Consider the following 16,150-nt stretch of genomic DNA (forward strand, 5'->3'; position numbering starts at 1 on the left):
ACATGAAAGGCGCATCGCTTCGTCATCAGCCCCCCCAAGCACCGAGCCGCAAGCCGGTGCCACGGGGTGCCAGCCGAATGGTGGCTAAAGAGCCGATGTCGGCGCGCCTGCCGAAAGCCAACTTTGGTTTCCTCAAGGCGCTGTTCTGGCCGGTGTTGCTGGTGGTGTTGGGCTTCGGCACGTATGAAGGCGCGCAGCGTCTGTTGCCGTACGCCGACCGGCCCATCACCAAGATCAGCGTGCAGGGCGACTTGAGCTACATCAGCCAGCAGGCGGTACAGCAGCGCATCGGCCCGTACCTGGCCGCGAGCTTCTTTACCATCGACCTGGCCGGTATGCGCTCGGAGCTGGAACAGATGCCGTGGATCGCCCACGCCGAAGTGCGCCGCGTATGGCCCGACCAGGTCACGATCCGCCTGGAAGAACAACTGCCCGTGGCCCGTTGGGGCGATGAAGCGCTGTTGAACAACCAGGGCCAGGCGTTCACCCCGCGTGAACTGGCCAACTACGAGCACCTGCCGCAGCTGTTCGGGCCGCAGCGGGCGCAACAGCAAGTGATGCAGCAGTACCAGGCCTTGAGCCAGATGCTGCGGCCACTGGGCTTCTCCATTGCACGCCTGGAACTGCGTGAACGGGGCAGCTGGTTTTTGACGACCGGGGCAGGCAGTTCCGGCCCGGGTATCCAGTTGTTGCTGGGACGCGACCGCTTGGTGGAAAAGATGCGCCGCTTTATCGCCATCTATGACAAGACCTTGAAAGAACAGATTACGAACATTGCGAGCGTCGACCTGCGTTACGCCAACGGCCTTGCCGTCGGCTGGCGTGAACCGGCTGCGCCCACGGCAGCGCAACCCGCTGTCGCGAAGAATTAAGAAGAGGCAGGACCCATGGCAAACGTGCAAAGCGGCAAAATGATCGTCGGTCTCGATATCGGCACCTCCAAGGTGGTGGCGCTGGTGGGCGAGGTCGGGGAAGACGGCACGATCGAAATCGTCGGTATTGGCACGCATCCGTCCCGGGGCCTGAAGAAGGGCGTGGTGGTGAACATCGAGTCCACCGTGCAATCGATCCAGCGCGCCATCGAAGAAGCGCAGCTGATGGCCGGTTGCCGGATCCACTCGGCGTTCGTCGGCGTGGCGGGGAACCATATCCGCAGCCTGAACTCCCACGGCATCGTGGCGATCCGCGACCGTGAAGTCAGCTCGGCCGACCTTGAGCGCGTCCTCGACGCTGCCCAGGCCGTGGCGATCCCGGCTGACCAGCGCGTGCTGCACACCCTGCCGCAGGACTATGTGATCGATAACCAGGAAGGTGTTCGCGAGCCGCTGGGCATGTCGGGCGTGCGCCTGGAGGCCAAGGTTCACGTGGTGACCTGCGCCGTCAACGCCGCACAGAACATTGAAAAATGCGTGCGCCGCTGCGGCCTGGAAATCGACGACATCATTCTGGAGCAGCTTGCTTCCGCGTATTCGGTACTGACCGACGACGAAAAAGAACTGGGCGTGTGCCTGGTCGACATCGGCGGCGGCACCACCGACATCGCGATCTTCACCGAGGGTGCGATCCGTCACACCGCCGTGATCCCGATTGCCGGCGACCAGGTGACCAACGACATCGCCATGGCGTTGCGCACACCGACCCAGTACGCCGAAGAAATCAAGATCCGCTACGCCTGCGCCCTGGCCAAGCTGGCCGGTGCCGGTGAAACCATCAAAGTGCCGAGCGTGGGCGACCGGCCACCGCGCGAACTGTCGCGCCAGGCCCTGGCCGAAGTGGTCGAGCCGCGCTACGACGAGCTGTTCACCCTGATCCAGGCTGAACTGCGTCGCAGCGGTTACGAAGATTTGATCCCGGCCGGCATCGTGCTGACCGGTGGCACCTCGAAGATGGAAGGCGCGGTCGAACTGGCCGAGGAAATCTTCCACATGCCGGTGCGCCTGGGCGTGCCTCATGGCGTCAAGGGGTTGGGCGATGTGGTGCGCAACCCGATTTATTCCACCGGCGTGGGCTTGCTGTTGTACGGCCTGCAAAAGCAGACCGACGGCATTTCTCTGTCGAGCCCGAGCCACCGTGACAGCTACCGCAGCGACGATGAGGCCAAAGCGCCATTGTTCGAGCGGTTGCAGGCTTGGGTAAAAGGCAATTTCTAAAGATTTACCGCGACACCGCAACACCGAAAGAAGCAGTAGGCGAAAAAACTAGAGAAAACGAAAGGAGAGGGAACATGTTCGAACTCGTAGACAACATCCCCGCCAGCCCGGTCATCAAAGTGATCGGTGTCGGCGGTGGCGGCGGCAACGCTGTCAACCATATGGTCAAGAGCAACATTGAAGGCGTTGAATTCATCTGCGCCAACACTGATGCTCAGGCGCTGAAAAGCATCGGCGCACGAACCATCCTGCAATTGGGCACCGCGGTGACCAAGGGCCTTGGCGCTGGCGCCAATCCGGAAGTCGGCCGTCAAGCCGCCCTGGAAGACCGCGAGCGTATTGCCGAAGTGCTGCAGGGCACCAACATGGTGTTCATCACCACCGGCATGGGCGGCGGTACCGGTACCGGTGCTGCGCCGATCATTGCCGAAGTGGCCAAGGAAATGGGCATCCTGACGGTTGCGGTCGTGACCCGTCCGTTCCCGTTCGAAGGCCGCAAGCGCATGCAGATCGCCGACGAAGGTATCCGTCTGCTGTCTGAAAGCGTCGACTCGTTGATCACCATCCCCAACGAGAAGCTGCTGACCATCCTGGGCAAGGACGCGAGCCTGCTGTCCGCGTTCGCCAAGGCTGACGATGTACTGGCCGGTGCCGTTCGCGGTATCTCCGACATCATCAAGCGTCCGGGCATGATCAACGTCGACTTTGCCGACGTACGTACCGTGATGAGCGAAATGGGCATGGCGATGATGGGCACCGGCTGCGCCAGCGGTCCGAACCGTGCACGCGAAGCCACCGAAGCGGCCATCCGCAACCCGTTGCTCGAAGACGTGAACCTGCAAGGCGCACGCGGCATCCTGGTGAACATCACCGCCGGTCCCGACCTGTCCCTGGGTGAGTACTCCGACGTGGGTAGCATCATCGAAGCCTTCGCTTCCGAGCACGCCATGGTCAAAGTCGGTACCGTGATCGATCCGGACATGCGCGACGAGCTGCACGTGACCGTGGTTGCCACCGGCCTGGGCGCAAAAATCGAGAAGCCTGTGAAGGTCATCGACAATACGCTGCACGGCAGCCAGACGAGCCAAGCGGCTGCCGCTCCAGCGCCTGCGCGCCAGGAACTGCCGTCGGTCAACTACCGTGACCTGGACCGTCCGACCGTGATGCGCAATCAGGCTCAGGCCGGTGCTGCGGCGTCCCGTAGCCCGAATCCGCAAGACGATCTGGACTACCTGGACATCCCGGCATTCCTGCGTCGTCAGGCCGATTGATGGAATGTATCAGGGCTATGAAGGTGATTGGTGTTCAGCAAAGGTCTGGTCTGCTATTATCGCCAGCCTTTGTTGATACCAGTTCGCAATTTGCGCTGAAGCGGTCCAAGCCATGATTAAACAACGCACCCTGAAGAATATTATTCGTGCCACAGGTGTAGGTCTGCACTCCGGGGAAAAGGTCTACCTGACCCTCAAGCCTGCACCTGTCGACACCGGCATCGTGTTTGTGCGTGCCGACCTTGACCCTGTGGTGCAGATTCCTGCTCGCGCGGAAAACGTTGGCGAAACCACTATGTCGACCACATTGGTCAACGGTGACGTCAAGGTGGACACGGTGGAGCACTTGCTCTCGGCCATGGCCGGTTTGGGCATCGATAACGCCTACGTCGAGCTCTCCGCGTCCGAAGTCCCTATCATGGATGGCAGCGCTGGACCCTTCGTATTCCTGATTCAATCTGCCGGCCTGGAAGAACAGGACGCAGCCAAGAAGTTCATTCGCATTCTGCGGGAAGTGACAGTAGAAGACGGCGACAAGCGCGCCACCTTCGTCCCGTTCGAAGGTTTTAAAGTGAGCTTTGAGATCGATTTCGATCACCCGGTATTCCGTGACCGCACCCAAAGTGCAAGCGTGGATTTTTCCAGCACTTCGTTCGTAAAAGAAGTCAGCCGCGCCCGTACCTTTGGTTTCATGAGTGACATCGAGTACCTGCGCAAGCACAACCTCGCACTCGGCGGCAGCGTTGAAAATGCCATTGTGGTCGACGCGGATGGTGTACTGAACGAAGACGGCCTTCGCTATGAAGACGAATTCGTGAAGCACAAGATCCTCGACGCAATCGGTGACCTCTACCTGCTGGGCAATAGCCTGATAGGCGAGTTCAAAGGCTTCAAGTCGGGCCACGCCCTTAACAACCAGCTGTTGCGCAAGTTGATTGAGCAGACAGACGCTTGGGAAGTCGTGACCTTCGAAGATGCCAGCACCGCACCGATCTCTTACATGCGTCCCGTTGCGGCGGTGTAAGTCACAACTCTCTTTCTTTAGTTTTTAAAGGCTGCCTTCGGGTGGCCTTTTTTTATCCGCAAAGTCGTGCTTATCGTGAACGATTACGCCCCTTTCGCGGCGCATCTGCTACGGCTGGATGGCATTCACTATCCGGTTACGCCCTGCACGCTTGGCCTCATACAGCGCCTGGTCCGCGCTCAACAGCAATGCTTCCAGCGACAGGCGGCTGCGTTTGTGCCACGTGCTCAAGCCAATGCTGACGGTGATCGGCCGTTCATCCCCGGCTACCCGTGGCAGACGCTCGACGCTGCTGCGGATATGTTCGGCGATGACCAGGGCACCCTTGGTATCGGTATGCGGCAGCACCACCGCGAACTCTTCCCCGCCGTACCGCGCCGCCAGGTCGGCGGGGCGGCGGATGTTGCTGCCGATCACCTGGGCGACGGTGCGCAATGCCTCGTCACCGCCTTGATGACCATGGCGATCGTTGAACGCCTTGAAGTGGTCCACATCGATCATCAGCAGCGTCAGTGGCTCCGTCGAGCGTTGGGCACGGTCCCATTCCAGACGCAGGCGCTCATCGAGGATGCGTCGGTTGGCCAGGCCGGTCAGGGCGTCGGTGGCTGCCAGTTCCGACAGCACCTGTTCGGCGCGAAAGCGGCGCCGCAGCTCGCGACGTAACATCCAAGTGAGCCATAGCAGGCCAATACACAGGATGCCGGTAGCGCCGCTGGTCAGCATCGCCGCACGTCTCCAAGGGGCGAAGACATCGTCGCTGGACAACGCCACCACCACAATCAGCGGCAGCTCTCCGACGTTGGTGAAGGTATACAAGCGTTCCTTGCCGCTGATGGCGGAGATGGCCTGAAAGCTGCCCATCCCTTCACGCAGGATGCGCTTGAAGTTCGGTCGCTCGCTCAAGTCCTTGTCGATCATGTCCCGTTCGAGCAGCGGCTGTTGGGCGAGCAGGATGCCCCGGTTGTTGAGCAGGTTGACGCTGCTGCTGTTGCCGATTGTGAGGGTGCTGAACAGCTGGTCGAAATACGCCAGGCGCATGGTCGCCACCGCCACGCCGACGAACTCGCCGTTGGGGCCTGAGACGCGTCGGCTGAATGCCATGCGCCATATCTGATCGCACTCGCAGTGGACTTTAAATGGCCGACTGATAAACAAGCCCGACTCGGGATCGCTGACATGCGCCTTGAAATAATCACGGTCGGCAAAGTTGCGCGGCGTGGGCTTGAGGGTCGATGAGTCGGCGATGACATTGCCACCGGCGTCCAGCATCAGCACTTCGCCTTTGAATGGCGCGGCGGTGGATAAGTCGAACTGCACCAGATGCTGGATAGTCGGTGTGACCTGGGACAGGTCTTCGCGTTGTCTGGCCGCGATCAGCCCTTTGAGGGCCAGATCGTACAGCTCAACGTTGCGCAGCACGTCGGCATTGATCAACTGGGCAATGTTGCCCGTCGAGCGCGTGGCCGCCTGCAGGGTGCTGGCGTGTTCGCGAATCAACAATGCCGCGACAATGATCACGATCAGGACAACGGTCAGGCCACTGCCGAACATCAGTAGCAGCTCGGGGTGTGCAGACGGGGTACGACGACGGCGTTGACTCATCAGGCGGACTTCAGCGGTGTGAATGCTGGCAGTTTAGTTCTACGCGCTGAAATTTAAATAGTGGGCTGAAAAGAAAGATCAGTGCCTTGGAACACCTCAAACGGATAGTGGATGATAGCGATTCGCAACAGCCTGAACTTCGGCTTCCACACTTGACCGAAGCGACTACAAGGGCAGGGTGATGCCAAAGGTATTGCCGCGGCTGTCACTGCGCACGAACACATCGCCACCATGCATCAACGCCACTGCCTTGACGATCGCCAGCCCCAACCCATGATTGGCCCCGCTGTTGCTGCGCGACGCATCCACCCGATAGAAACGCTCAAACAGCCGTGGCAGGTGCTCGCTGGCAATCGCCTCGCCAGGGTTGGTTACGTCGATCGCCACCTGGTGTTCCAGCACCTGAATGTTGACTTCGATCACCTGCCCCGGCGCCGTGTGCTGCACAGCATTGCTCAGCAGGTTGATCAGCGCGCGGCGCAGGTGGGCTTTTTCGATCTGCACCTGGGCATCGCCGTGGACCTGCACCTGGACCTGAGCGTCTTCCAGGATAAAGTCCAGGTAGTCGAGGGTGGTCGCCACTTCATCGGCCAGCGAGCTTTCGCTCAACTTGGTGGCCTTGCTGCCCTGGTCGGCGCTGGCGAGGAACAACATGTCGTTGATGATCGAGCGCAGGCGTTCCAGCTCTTCCAGGTTGGATTCCAGCACTTCCAGGTAGTGTTCGGCGGACCGCCCACGGGTCAGGGCCACTTGGGTCTGGCCGATCAGGTTGGTCAGCGGCGAGCGCAGCTCATGGGCGACGTCGGCATTGAAGGATTCAAGACGCGAATAGGCCTGCTCAACGCGGTCGAGAGTGGCATTGAACGAGTTGACGAATTGCTTGAGCTCTGGCGGCAGCGGCGACAGTTGCAGGCGCCCGGAGAGTTTGGGCGGGGCAAGTTTTTGCGCTTCCTCGGAGAGCTTTTCCAGCGGCTTGAGGCCCAGGCGCGAGACCCAGAAACCCAGCAGTGCCGCCAGCACCACGCCAACCAACGCCAGGCTGACCAGCGCCATCAGCAGATGGTGCTGGGTCGCCCGGAAATTCTCGGTGTCGATGGCAATCATGAAGCGCAGCGGCGGGCGTTGCTCCTTGGCCGGAAACTGGCTCACCAGCACCTTGAACGGGTCAGCGTGACCGGGCAGGCGCAAGTCGCGTTTACCCGTGGGACCCTGGGCAAAGGCACGGATCTGCGCGTCCGGCTCACCGTATTCGTAGTTCGGGTCGCTGCTGACTACCCAGAAGCGGATGCGCTTGTCTTCCTCGCCCAACAGCTTGAGCTTGGCCTTGATCTTCACCCAATGGTCCGGTGTACCAAAGCGATTCACCGAAGACTCCAGCACACTGTAGCGCGCGTCCAACTCCGCCCCCGGCAACAGGCCCAGGCCACGGTCTACCTGCTGATAGAGTACGCCGCCGATCAACACAAAGATCAGCAGCGCCACCAGGGTGAACATGCCGCTCAGGCGCAGGGCGATGGAATTAGCCGACACTACGGTTCTCCAGCACATAGCCCATGCCACGAATGGTGTGCAGCAGTTTGTGTTCGAACGGGCCGTCCAGCTTGGCGCGCAGGCGTTTGATCGCCACCTCGACCACATTGGCGTCGCTGTCGAAATTGATGTCCCAGACCATCTCCGCAATCGCCGTCTTCGACAGGATTTCACCCTGGCGCCGCGCCAATACGCTGAGCAGCGAGAACTCCTTGGCCGTCAGGTCCAGGCGCACGCCATTGCGGCTGGCCTTGCGGCTGATCAGGTCGATCCACAGGTCGGCCACCGTGACTTGCACCGGCTCATGCCCGCCGCTGCGGCGCGTGAGGGCTTGCAGGCGCGCCACCAGTTCCAGGAACGAAAACGGCTTGCCCAGATAATCGTCGGCGCCTTCGCGCAGGCCGCGGATGCGGTCTTCCACACGTTCGCGAGCGGTGAGCATGATCACCGGCGTCTGCTTGCGCGCACGCAAGGCGCGCAGCACGCCAAAGCCGTCGAGGCCGGGCAGCATCACATCCAGCACGATCACCGCATAATCGTTTTCCAGCGCCAGGTGCAGCCCCTCGACGCCTTCGCGTGCCACGTCGACGGTGTAGCCCTGTTCCGTCAGGCCGCGATGCAGGTAGTCCGCGGTTTTCTCTTCATCTTCAACAATCAGGATGCGCATGACACCGCCTCAATCTGTGGTCGCCAACGCAGGCGTGGGTGTGGGCCGGTGGAAAAAACGCTCGAGGTACAAGTATATGACCGGCGTGGTGAACAGCGTCAGTGCCTGGCTCACCAGCAAGCCGCCCACCACCGCGATACCCAGCGGCTGGCGCAGCTCCGCGCCGGGGCCACTGCCGAGCATCAGCGGCACGGCGCCGAGCAGGGCGGCGAGGGTGGTCATGATGATCGGCCGGAACCGCGTCACGCAGGCTTCGTAGATCGCTTCTTCCGGCGCCAATCCGCGAACACGTTGTGCCTCCAGGGCAAAGTCGATCATCAGGATGCCGTTCTTCTTGACGATGCCGATCAGCAGCACCAGGCCGATCAGCGCCATGATCGAAAAATCCTGGCCCATCAGCCACAGCATGATCAGTGCGCCCAAACCCGCCGAGGGCAAGGTGGAAATGATCGTCAACGGGTGCACGAAGCTCTCGTACAACACCCCCAGGATGATGTAGACCGCCACCAACGCCGCGAGGATCAGCCACGGCTGGCTGGACAACGAGCTCTGGAACGCCTGGGCCGCGCCCTGGAAATTGCCGATAAGGGTGGACGGCATGCCGATGTCGTTCTTGGCCTGGTTGAGCATGATCACCGCATCGCCCAACGCCACGCCGGGGGCCAGGTTGAACGACAGGTTGGCGGCCGGGAACATGCCATCGTGGCTGATGGACAACGGCCCCACGGTGGGCGGGTCGACCTTGGCCAGGGCCGACAGCGGCACCATCTCGTTGGTGAGCGGTGAGCGCAGGTAGAAGTAGTTCAGGCTCTCGACCTTGCCGCGTTGTTGGGTGTCCAGCTCCAGTACCACCTGGTACTGGTTGATCTCGGTCTGGAACTCGTTGATCTGGCGTTGGCCGAAGGCGTCGTACAGGGCCTGGTCGACATCGGTGGCGGTCAGGCCGAAGCGCGCGGCGGCCTGCCGGTCGATGCTGATGTGGGTGATGCTGCCCCCCAGTTGCAGGTCGTTGGACAGGTCGCGAAACGCCGGGTTGGCGCGCAGTTTTTCGGTAAGGCGCTGGGTCCAGGTATTGAGCGTCGGGCCGTCGTTGCTCTTGAGTACGTACTGGTACTGCGCACGGCTGGGACCGGAGCTGAGGTTGATGTCCTGGCCCGCACGCAGATACAGCACGATGCCGGGTACCTTCGCCAGTTTCGGGCGGATGCGGTCGATAAACTGGCTGGCGGACACATCGCGATCACCGCGGTCTTTCAAGGCGATCCAGAAGCGGCCGTTGGCGATGGTCTGGTTGCTGCCGGTCACCCCCACCGAATGGGAAAACGCCTGCACCGCCGGGTCGTCCTTGATGATCTCGGCCAGGGCCTTGTGCTTGGCGACCATGTCCGGGTACGACACGTCGGCCGCCGCTTCGCTGGTGCCGAGCACGAAGCCGGTGTCTTGCACCGGAAAGAATCCCTTGGGAATAAACACGTAGCCGACCACGGCCAGGGCCAACGTCACGATGAAGATGGCGGCCATGGAGCGTTGATGGGCCAGCGCGCGGCGCAGGTTGCGTGCGTAACCGGCCAGCAGGCGTTCGCTGAAGCCGGGTTTGTCGTGGGCGCGATGGCTCGGCGCACGCATGAACAGCGCGGCCAGTGTCGGCGCCAGGGTCAGGGACACCACTACCGAAATCAGGATGGTCGAGGTCGCCGTCAGCGCAAATTCCTTGAACAAACGCCCGACCACGCCGCCCATGAACAGCAGCGGGATAAACGCCGCCACCAGCGAGAAGCTGATGGACACCACGGTAAAACCAATCTCGCCGGCACCCTTGATCGCCGCTTCGCGTTTGTCGAGCCCCGCCTCCAGATGCCGGTGGATGTTCTCCACCACCACGATGGCGTCGTCCACTACAAAGCCGACGGCGATCACGATCGCTACCAGGGTCAGGTTGTTCAGGCTGAAACCCATCACGTACATCAGTGCAAAACTGGCTACCAGCGACACACCGAGCACGCTGGACACAATCAGCGTCGCCGACAGCTGGCGCAGGAACAGCGCCATCACCGCCACCACCAGCAAAATCGCGATCAGCAAGGTGACTTCCACCTCATGCAATGAGGCTCGGATAGTCTTGGTGCGGTCGGTCAATACGTTGACCTGCACCGAGGCCGGCAGCATGGCTTGCAAGCGTGGAAGCTCAGCTTGGATACGGTCGACCGTCTCGACGATGTTGGCGCCGGGCTGGCGCGAAATCACCAGGTTGACCCCCGGCGTATCGCCGGACCAGGCCTGTACGTAGGCGTTTTCCGAGCCATTGATGACTTTGGCGATGTCGCGCAGTTGAACCGGCGCGCCATTTTTATAGGACACGATCAGTTGCGCGTAGTCCTGCGCTTTAAACAACTGGTCGTTGGTCGACAGGGTTGACACGCTGTTCTCACCATAGATCGCGCCCTTGGCCAGGTTGAGGCTCGATTGCTGGATGCTCAGGCGCAGATCGGCGAGGGTCAGGCCGATGGCGGCGAGTTTGTCGGGTGAGGCTTGCACACGGATGGCCGGGCGCTGCTGACCGGTGATGTTGATCTGGCCTACGCCGTCGATCTGGCTGATCTGTCGGGCCAGCAGTGTTTCCACGTAGTCGCTCAGCTCGGTGCTGGGCATGCTGTCGGAACTGACGCTGAGGATCAGCACCGGGCTGTCCGCCGGGTTGACCTTCTTCCAGGTCGGCAGGCTCGGCATGTCGCTGGGCAGTTTGCCGGACGCCGTATTGATTGCCGCCTGTACTTCCTGGGCGGCGGTGTCGATGCTCTTGTTTAGAGTGAATTGCAGGGTCAACTGGCTGGAGCCCAAGGCGCTGCTGGAGGTCATTTGGGTCATGCCGGGGATAGCGCTGAATTGCACCTCCAAGGGCGTTGCCACTGAGGACGCCATGGTGTCGGGGCTGGCGCCGGGCAGCGTGGCGGTGACCTGGATGGTGGGAAATTCCGCCTCTGGAAGTGGCGCGATGGCCAAGCGCGGGAAGGCGATCGTCCCGAGCAGTACCAGGGCAAAGGTCAGCAACAGGGTGGCGACCGGGTGATCGACGCACCAGGCCGACGGCGAGCGGCTCACGGCTGCACCTTGGCGTCGACGGTCTGGATCACCTGCGGCGGTTCCTTGAGCACCTCCACCTGCGCACCGGCCTTGAGCCGCGACTGGCCATCGCTGACCAGGACATCCCCGGCCTGTACGCCCTTGATGATGTTCACATCGCTGTCCTGATAGGTCACCTGCACGGGTACCACCGCGACCTTGTCAGCGTTGACCCGGTACACAAAGTGCGAATCCAGGCCGCGTTGTACCACCGTCGGCGGCACCACCAAGGCGTTCTTGTCGAGGGCGGTCTGGATCTTGATGGTCACCAGTTGGCCCGGCCACAGGCGTTGCGCAGCATTGTTGAACTCGGCCTTGGCGCGCAGCGTGCCGGTGGTGGAGCTGATCTGGTTGTCGATCAGGCTCAAGTGGCCTTCGCCCAGCAGGTCGCCGGTCTGGCCGTCGGTGTCGGCGCCCAGGTACGCGTCGACACTGGCCCGTGTGGGCGCGGCGATCAGGCCTTGCAGGGTCGGCAGCATCTGTTGCGGCAGCGAGAATTCGACGGCGATCGGGTCGATCTGGGTCACGGAGAACAAACCCTGGGCATCGCTGGTGCGCAGGAAGTTGCCTTCATCCACGTTGCGGATACCGACGCGGCCACTGACCGGTGAGCGAATTTGTGTGTAGGACAGTTGCACCTTGGCCGCATCGATGGCGGCCTGGTTGCCCTGGGCGGTGGCCTTGAGCTGGTTGACCAAGGCTTGTTGTTGATCGTAGGTCTGCTTGGACACGCCGTCGTCGACGCTCAATTGCTTGTAGCGCTTGAGGTTGACCAGCGCCACTTGCAATTGCGCCTGGCTCTCGCCCAGTTGCGCCTTGGCCTGATCAAGGCTGGCGCGAATCGAACGGTCATCGATGCTGGCCAGCAGGTCTCCGGCCTTGACCAATTGGCCTTCCTTGACCAGCACTTGGGTAAGGATGCCGTCGACCTGCGGACGAATCACCACACTGTGCAGCGACAACACCGTGCCGATGCCGCTGACAAAGCGTGGAACGTCCTGCTGCGCCACGCTCACCACGCGCACCGGGATCGCGGCGGGCGCCGCCAGCCTGGCCTTGGGCGGTCGGGTCAGCGCCCAGGCCGCAACCGCCAGCACCACGATGGCCCCCACTATCAGGACGGTTTTGCGTTGAATATGCATAGATAGGCGCCAGAGGCGCAGTTGCAGGTTTCAAGCTGCAAGCTGCAAGTTGGAGATTGGAGAGAAGCTTTATAGCGCTGTGATTCGGTCAGGAGCGTGACGCCAAACTGACAGAGCGGACAGCTAGCGCTCGTAACTTGCCGCTTGAAGCTTACCGCTTGCCGCCCCGGCCTCGCTATACTCGCGCTTTCACACAAATAGCTGCACCGGAGCCCCTATGACTTCCCCGACACACCCCCCTGTTGAAGCGATCGACATCGTCGATCCGGCCAGCCCTGACGGCGTTGAAAAAGCCGAAATCCCAGCGTTTAAGTTTCCGTTCAAACCAGGTGAGTTGGCCAGCGCCAAGGGGGCGGGGCAGCCTTGGTACAAAAACGGCGCGAAGAACGGCCACACCCAGTCGCCGGGCATGCCGCCACCCGGTACACGTCGTTCGATGGGTAAACGCTGAGATTAATAAGGCGAAGTCTGTGTCGACTGTTGCCTACAGCATCTGCTGAATCTTCTTATTGTATGCGGACGACCGTTTCTTGAAAGCTTGCTGCGTTGCTGCTCTGTCCTGCTGATTGCCGGGTAGGGCGTGGTGAAGCTTGTCTCTGCGGAAAAGGACGTTTCCTGTGGCCCTGATACACATCGGTGTAGCGCTTGCCCTCTTGCTCTCGGTTGGCACTGTTGCGGCGGATGAACACCCCCAGGGTGAGATCCGTTTTGGCGTCGCAGCGCTTTTCCCGCCCTTCCAGAGCCGCAACCCGCAAGGGCAGTTGGTTGGCTTGAACATCGAGTTGGGTAACGCCCTGTGTGCGCAACTGAATAGGCGTTGCACCTGGGTCGACCAGGTGCAGGTCGAAGATTTTCGCGCCCTTGAAGCCCGCCGGTTCGACGCGATCATGGGCATGGCGCCCACGTCCGAACGGCGACGTTGGGCAAGCTTCACCGATAACCTCTACCCCTTCACCACGCGCCTGGTGGCTCGCCGCCGATCCGGCCTGTTGCCCAGCGCAAAGTCGCTCAAGGGCAAGCGGGTCGGTGTCTTGCTGGGCAGCAATCGCGAAGCCTTTGCCCACTCGAAGTGGGCGCCCAGGGGCGTCATCGTCAAGAGCTTCTGGCTCAATGACGATCTGGTCCGCAGCCTGGTCGCCGGCGAGATCGATGCAACCTTGCAGGGCACCGTGGAAATTCGACAAGCCCTGCTCGACACCGAGGCCGGCCAGGATTTCGATTTTGTGGGCGATCCTGTCACGGCGGCGCTGTTGGGCGATGGTGTGGCGATTGCAGTGCGCAGGCCCGATACCGCCTTGCGTAACGCACTCAACCGTGCGCTTGAGGCGCTTAAGAAGAACGGTGAGTACCAACGAATTATCCAGCCTTACCACTTGGATGCAGGCATCACGACGCCTTGATGGCCGCTGTGAGGTTAATGCAGTCCGCTGTTTAGGCTGTTTCCCACAACATTAGAGGAAGCGGCTCGATTCAATAGGGTGCATAGGCCTGCTAAAGAGTTTGCGGTATTCGGGCGGTCGATGATCGATGCCTGGACACCTTCCCACTCTTTGCAAGGACTGAATCATGACCCTGAACCGACTGATGTTGGCGCTGGTTTTATGCACCCTGACCGGTGTGCTGTGGGCTCCTGCCTACGCGCGGCAAACGCCATGGAATGTCATACACTCTGGCGTGGAATCGCGGGTGCCGCCCTTCGAAAGCCGTAACGTCCAAGGCGAACGGGTGGGGCGGAATATAGAGTCGGGCAATGCGCTGTGCACCGAGCCCAAGGTGCGCTGCGAGTGGGTTGAGCAGGACAGCGCGACCAATCTGGCGGCGCTTGACGCGGGTCGTTTCGATGCCATCATCCAGGGCTATCCGGTCGCGGCCTCAGACGCGCAGAGTACCGAGCGAAGTCCCCTGCGCTTTTCACCCGCCGCGCCGGGCTTTCCTGTTTCGCGGACCGTGCGGGCGGGGTCTTTTCTTTACTTGTCCGGCCTGCTTGGGCTGGATGAAAACCGCAAGCGCGTACCTGGCGGAGTAGAGGCCGAGACAGCCAGGGCATTGGAAAACATGCAAACGATCCTCCGGGAAAACGGGTTGTCGATGGAGCGCGTCGTCAAATGCACCGTCATCCTTGCCGATATCAAAGAGTTTGCCGCCATGAACAAGGTGTATGCCCGCTACTTTTCCATCGATCATCCGCCCGCCCGAACCACGTTCGCAGCGGCAGGGCTGGCGCTTGACGCTCGTGTCGAAATCGAGTGCCTGGCCAGCTATTGAGAATGGATTGGACCGAACCCACAGGCGGCTGATTTCGGCTTACGCTACCCGCAACGGGATAAACGCATAGTTGGCCGGCACCTCGGTGGCAATCTGCGCCCCGGCGTCCAGCAACTGTTCGGCGATGTCCATGCCCGACACATGAAACACCCACTCGCTGGCCATGGACGGCCGCTCAACCGCCAGTTCAATCGCCTGGGCAAACGCACCCATATCCGGCAGGTACGCGGTAAACCCGTCACCCTTGAGTGCGGTGGTGCGAATACCCAGCAAGGCGCACACCGCTTCTTTGGTCTGCACGTCATCCCGGTCGGCCTGGCGCGAGCGGCGGATCAGCTCCGTCAGTTCCAGGTCCACCAACTCGCCACCGACGATCAATGCCGGGCCCTGTTCCCAGGACTCGGGTGGGCAATCCTTGGCGGCGGGGGTCAATGGAATATGCGGGTTGATCTCCATCGGGTAGATCCGGCACACCAGCGGGCGGCGCTCATAGATGCGGCACAGGTTGTCTTCGTCAAGATTCCGGCAGCGACCGGCGTTGTACGCGGCAAAGGTGATCGCCACGAAGGCCTCGGCGCCGCCACTGGGCACCACCACCGAACGGCGTTCGGCGTGCTCGCGCTGTTGCACCGGCAGACCCAGGCCATTGCCCAGGAACCCCTCCACCAGCACGATGACATTACCGCCGTCCGCCGCCCACATACGGGCTTCGTCGAGGGTCAGGGGCACATGGTGGTCGCTGCAGCATTTGCCGCAACCGACGCAGGAAAAGTGGGTGTTCATGGGCAGATCTGTCACCAGGCTAGGTCAGAGGGCATGCAGCATGGGCGACGGGTTTTCACCTCTTTGCACCCTTGCGCCTCTGTTGGAAGCAAGTTATGCGCCAGCGTCCGTCAGTCCTCGGCGACGACATCGCGCAGCACAAACACCATGCCTGCGCTTTCGTACAGATGCCGGGCGCGCAGGTTGCTTTCCAGCACCTTGAGATCCACGTAGGGTTCGCCGCGTTGCTTGAACACCTGGAAGCAATGCAGCAACAAGGCCCGGCCCAGCCCCTGGCCCTGGGCACAGGGGTGCACGGACAGGTTCTTGATAAACGCGCTGGTCCAGCACTGCGCCACGCCAAGGATGCCCTCGTCGTTGCTGGCCACCAGGCATAGCCTGGGGTCGAACTCGGCATCGGTGGTGAACTGTCGCTGCCAGGTTTGCAGGCTGGGCACCCGGCCGCCACCCTGCTCCTGGGTCATGCGCAACACGGCATGAATCGCTGGCGCGAGGTCGTCGCGATAATGATCCAGCCGGGTATTGGCCGGCCACTGTGGCGCAGGCAGGCTGCCGGTAAGGTGACGGCGCAGCAGCTGGTAATACTCGGCCAACCC

General features: G+C 61.6%; 14 protein-coding genes. 7 read left to right on the forward strand and 7 right to left on the reverse strand.

Going from position 1 to position 16,150, the window contains the following annotated elements; all coding sequences use genetic code 11:
• The first annotated feature begins 2 nt into the window (after positions 1 to 2).
• The 4 genes from PSH66_RS05460 to lpxC all read left to right on the forward strand — a co-directional run bounded on the left by PSH66_RS05460 (position 3) and on the right by lpxC (position 4,445).
• Positions 3 to 872, forward strand: a complete 870-nt coding sequence (locus PSH66_RS05460) for a cell division protein FtsQ/DivIB (protein WP_003171882.1) — start codon at positions 3 to 5, stop codon at positions 870 to 872.
• Positions 873 to 887: 15 nt separating this feature from the next.
• Positions 888 to 2,150 (forward strand): cell division protein FtsA, encoded by a 1,263-nt coding sequence (gene ftsA / locus PSH66_RS05465; protein ID WP_003171883.1) that lies wholly within the window; start codon positions 888 to 890, stop codon positions 2,148 to 2,150.
• A gap of 74 nt (positions 2,151 to 2,224) precedes the next feature.
• Positions 2,225 to 3,421, forward strand: a complete 1,197-nt coding sequence (gene ftsZ, locus PSH66_RS05470; RefSeq protein WP_003171884.1) for a cell division protein FtsZ — start codon at positions 2,225 to 2,227, stop codon at positions 3,419 to 3,421.
• A 112-nt stretch (positions 3,422 to 3,533) separates the two neighbouring features.
• Positions 3,534 to 4,445: a UDP-3-O-acyl-N-acetylglucosamine deacetylase gene (gene lpxC, locus PSH66_RS05475; RefSeq protein ID WP_003171886.1), complete on the forward strand. Its 912-nt coding sequence runs from the start codon at positions 3,534 to 3,536 to the stop codon at positions 4,443 to 4,445.
• Between the two features lie 108 nt (positions 4,446 to 4,553).
• Here lpxC and PSH66_RS05480 read toward each other — a convergent pair whose 3' ends face one another.
• The 5 genes from PSH66_RS05480 to PSH66_RS05500 form a co-directional block, all read right to left on the reverse strand.
• Positions 4,554 to 6,047 carry a sensor domain-containing diguanylate cyclase gene (locus tag PSH66_RS05480; RefSeq protein WP_003171888.1) on the reverse strand — a complete coding sequence of 498 codons (1,494 nt, stop codon included), beginning with the start codon at positions 6,045 to 6,047 and terminating at the stop codon, positions 4,554 to 4,556.
• A 165-nt stretch (positions 6,048 to 6,212) separates the two neighbouring features.
• On the reverse strand, positions 6,213 to 7,577 hold the full coding sequence (locus PSH66_RS05485; protein WP_003171889.1) for a heavy metal sensor histidine kinase: 1,365 nt from the start codon (positions 7,575 to 7,577) through the stop codon (positions 6,213 to 6,215).
• Positions 7,567 to 8,244: a heavy metal response regulator transcription factor gene (locus tag PSH66_RS05490; protein WP_003171890.1), complete on the reverse strand. Its 678-nt coding sequence runs from the start codon at positions 8,242 to 8,244 to the stop codon at positions 7,567 to 7,569. Before PSH66_RS05490 ends, PSH66_RS05485 begins: the two co-directional genes overlap by 11 nt.
• 9 nt (positions 8,245 to 8,253) lie before the next feature.
• The gene (locus PSH66_RS05495; protein WP_305428522.1) at positions 8,254 to 11,343 is read right to left on the reverse strand and encodes a multidrug efflux RND transporter permease subunit; all 3,090 of its coding nucleotides are present in this window, start codon (positions 11,341 to 11,343) and stop codon (positions 8,254 to 8,256) included.
• Positions 11,340 to 12,506 (reverse strand): efflux RND transporter periplasmic adaptor subunit, encoded by a 1,167-nt coding sequence (locus tag PSH66_RS05500; RefSeq protein ID WP_003171892.1) that lies wholly within the window; start codon positions 12,504 to 12,506, stop codon positions 11,340 to 11,342. The genes PSH66_RS05495 and PSH66_RS05500 overlap by 4 nt, the downstream gene beginning before the upstream one ends.
• A gap of 217 nt (positions 12,507 to 12,723) precedes the next feature.
• Between PSH66_RS05500 and PSH66_RS05505 the strand changes: the two genes are divergently transcribed.
• The 3 genes from PSH66_RS05505 to PSH66_RS05515 all read left to right on the forward strand — a co-directional run bounded on the left by PSH66_RS05505 (position 12,724) and on the right by PSH66_RS05515 (position 14,771).
• Entirely contained in the window at positions 12,724 to 12,957 is a 234-nt protein-coding gene (locus PSH66_RS05505) for a hypothetical protein (protein ID WP_003171893.1), read from the forward strand.
• A 166-nt stretch (positions 12,958 to 13,123) separates the two neighbouring features.
• A complete protein-coding gene (locus tag PSH66_RS05510) occupies positions 13,124 to 13,906 on the forward strand; it encodes a transporter substrate-binding domain-containing protein (protein ID WP_305428523.1) in 783 nt (260 codons plus the stop codon).
• Between the two features lie 166 nt (positions 13,907 to 14,072).
• The gene (locus PSH66_RS05515; RefSeq protein WP_003171896.1) at positions 14,073 to 14,771 is read left to right on the forward strand and encodes a Rid family hydrolase; all 699 of its coding nucleotides are present in this window, start codon (positions 14,073 to 14,075) and stop codon (positions 14,769 to 14,771) included.
• Positions 14,772 to 14,810: 39 nt separating this feature from the next.
• Here the strand turns inward: PSH66_RS05515 and PSH66_RS05520 are convergent, their stop codons facing one another.
• Together PSH66_RS05520 and PSH66_RS05525 are read right to left on the reverse strand one after the other, a co-directional pair.
• Positions 14,811 to 15,554, reverse strand: a complete 744-nt coding sequence (locus PSH66_RS05520; protein WP_003171898.1) for a YkgJ family cysteine cluster protein — start codon at positions 15,552 to 15,554, stop codon at positions 14,811 to 14,813.
• Between the two features lie 110 nt (positions 15,555 to 15,664).
• The gene (locus PSH66_RS05525; RefSeq protein WP_003171899.1) at positions 15,665 to 16,147 is read right to left on the reverse strand and encodes an N-acetyltransferase; all 483 of its coding nucleotides are present in this window, start codon (positions 16,145 to 16,147) and stop codon (positions 15,665 to 15,667) included.
• Between the last annotated feature and the right edge of the window lie 3 nt (positions 16,148 to 16,150).

It is taken from the genome of Pseudomonas sp. FP597, from assembly GCF_030687435.1.
GTDB classification, from domain to species: domain Bacteria; phylum Pseudomonadota; class Gammaproteobacteria; order Pseudomonadales; family Pseudomonadaceae; genus Aquipseudomonas; species Aquipseudomonas lactucae.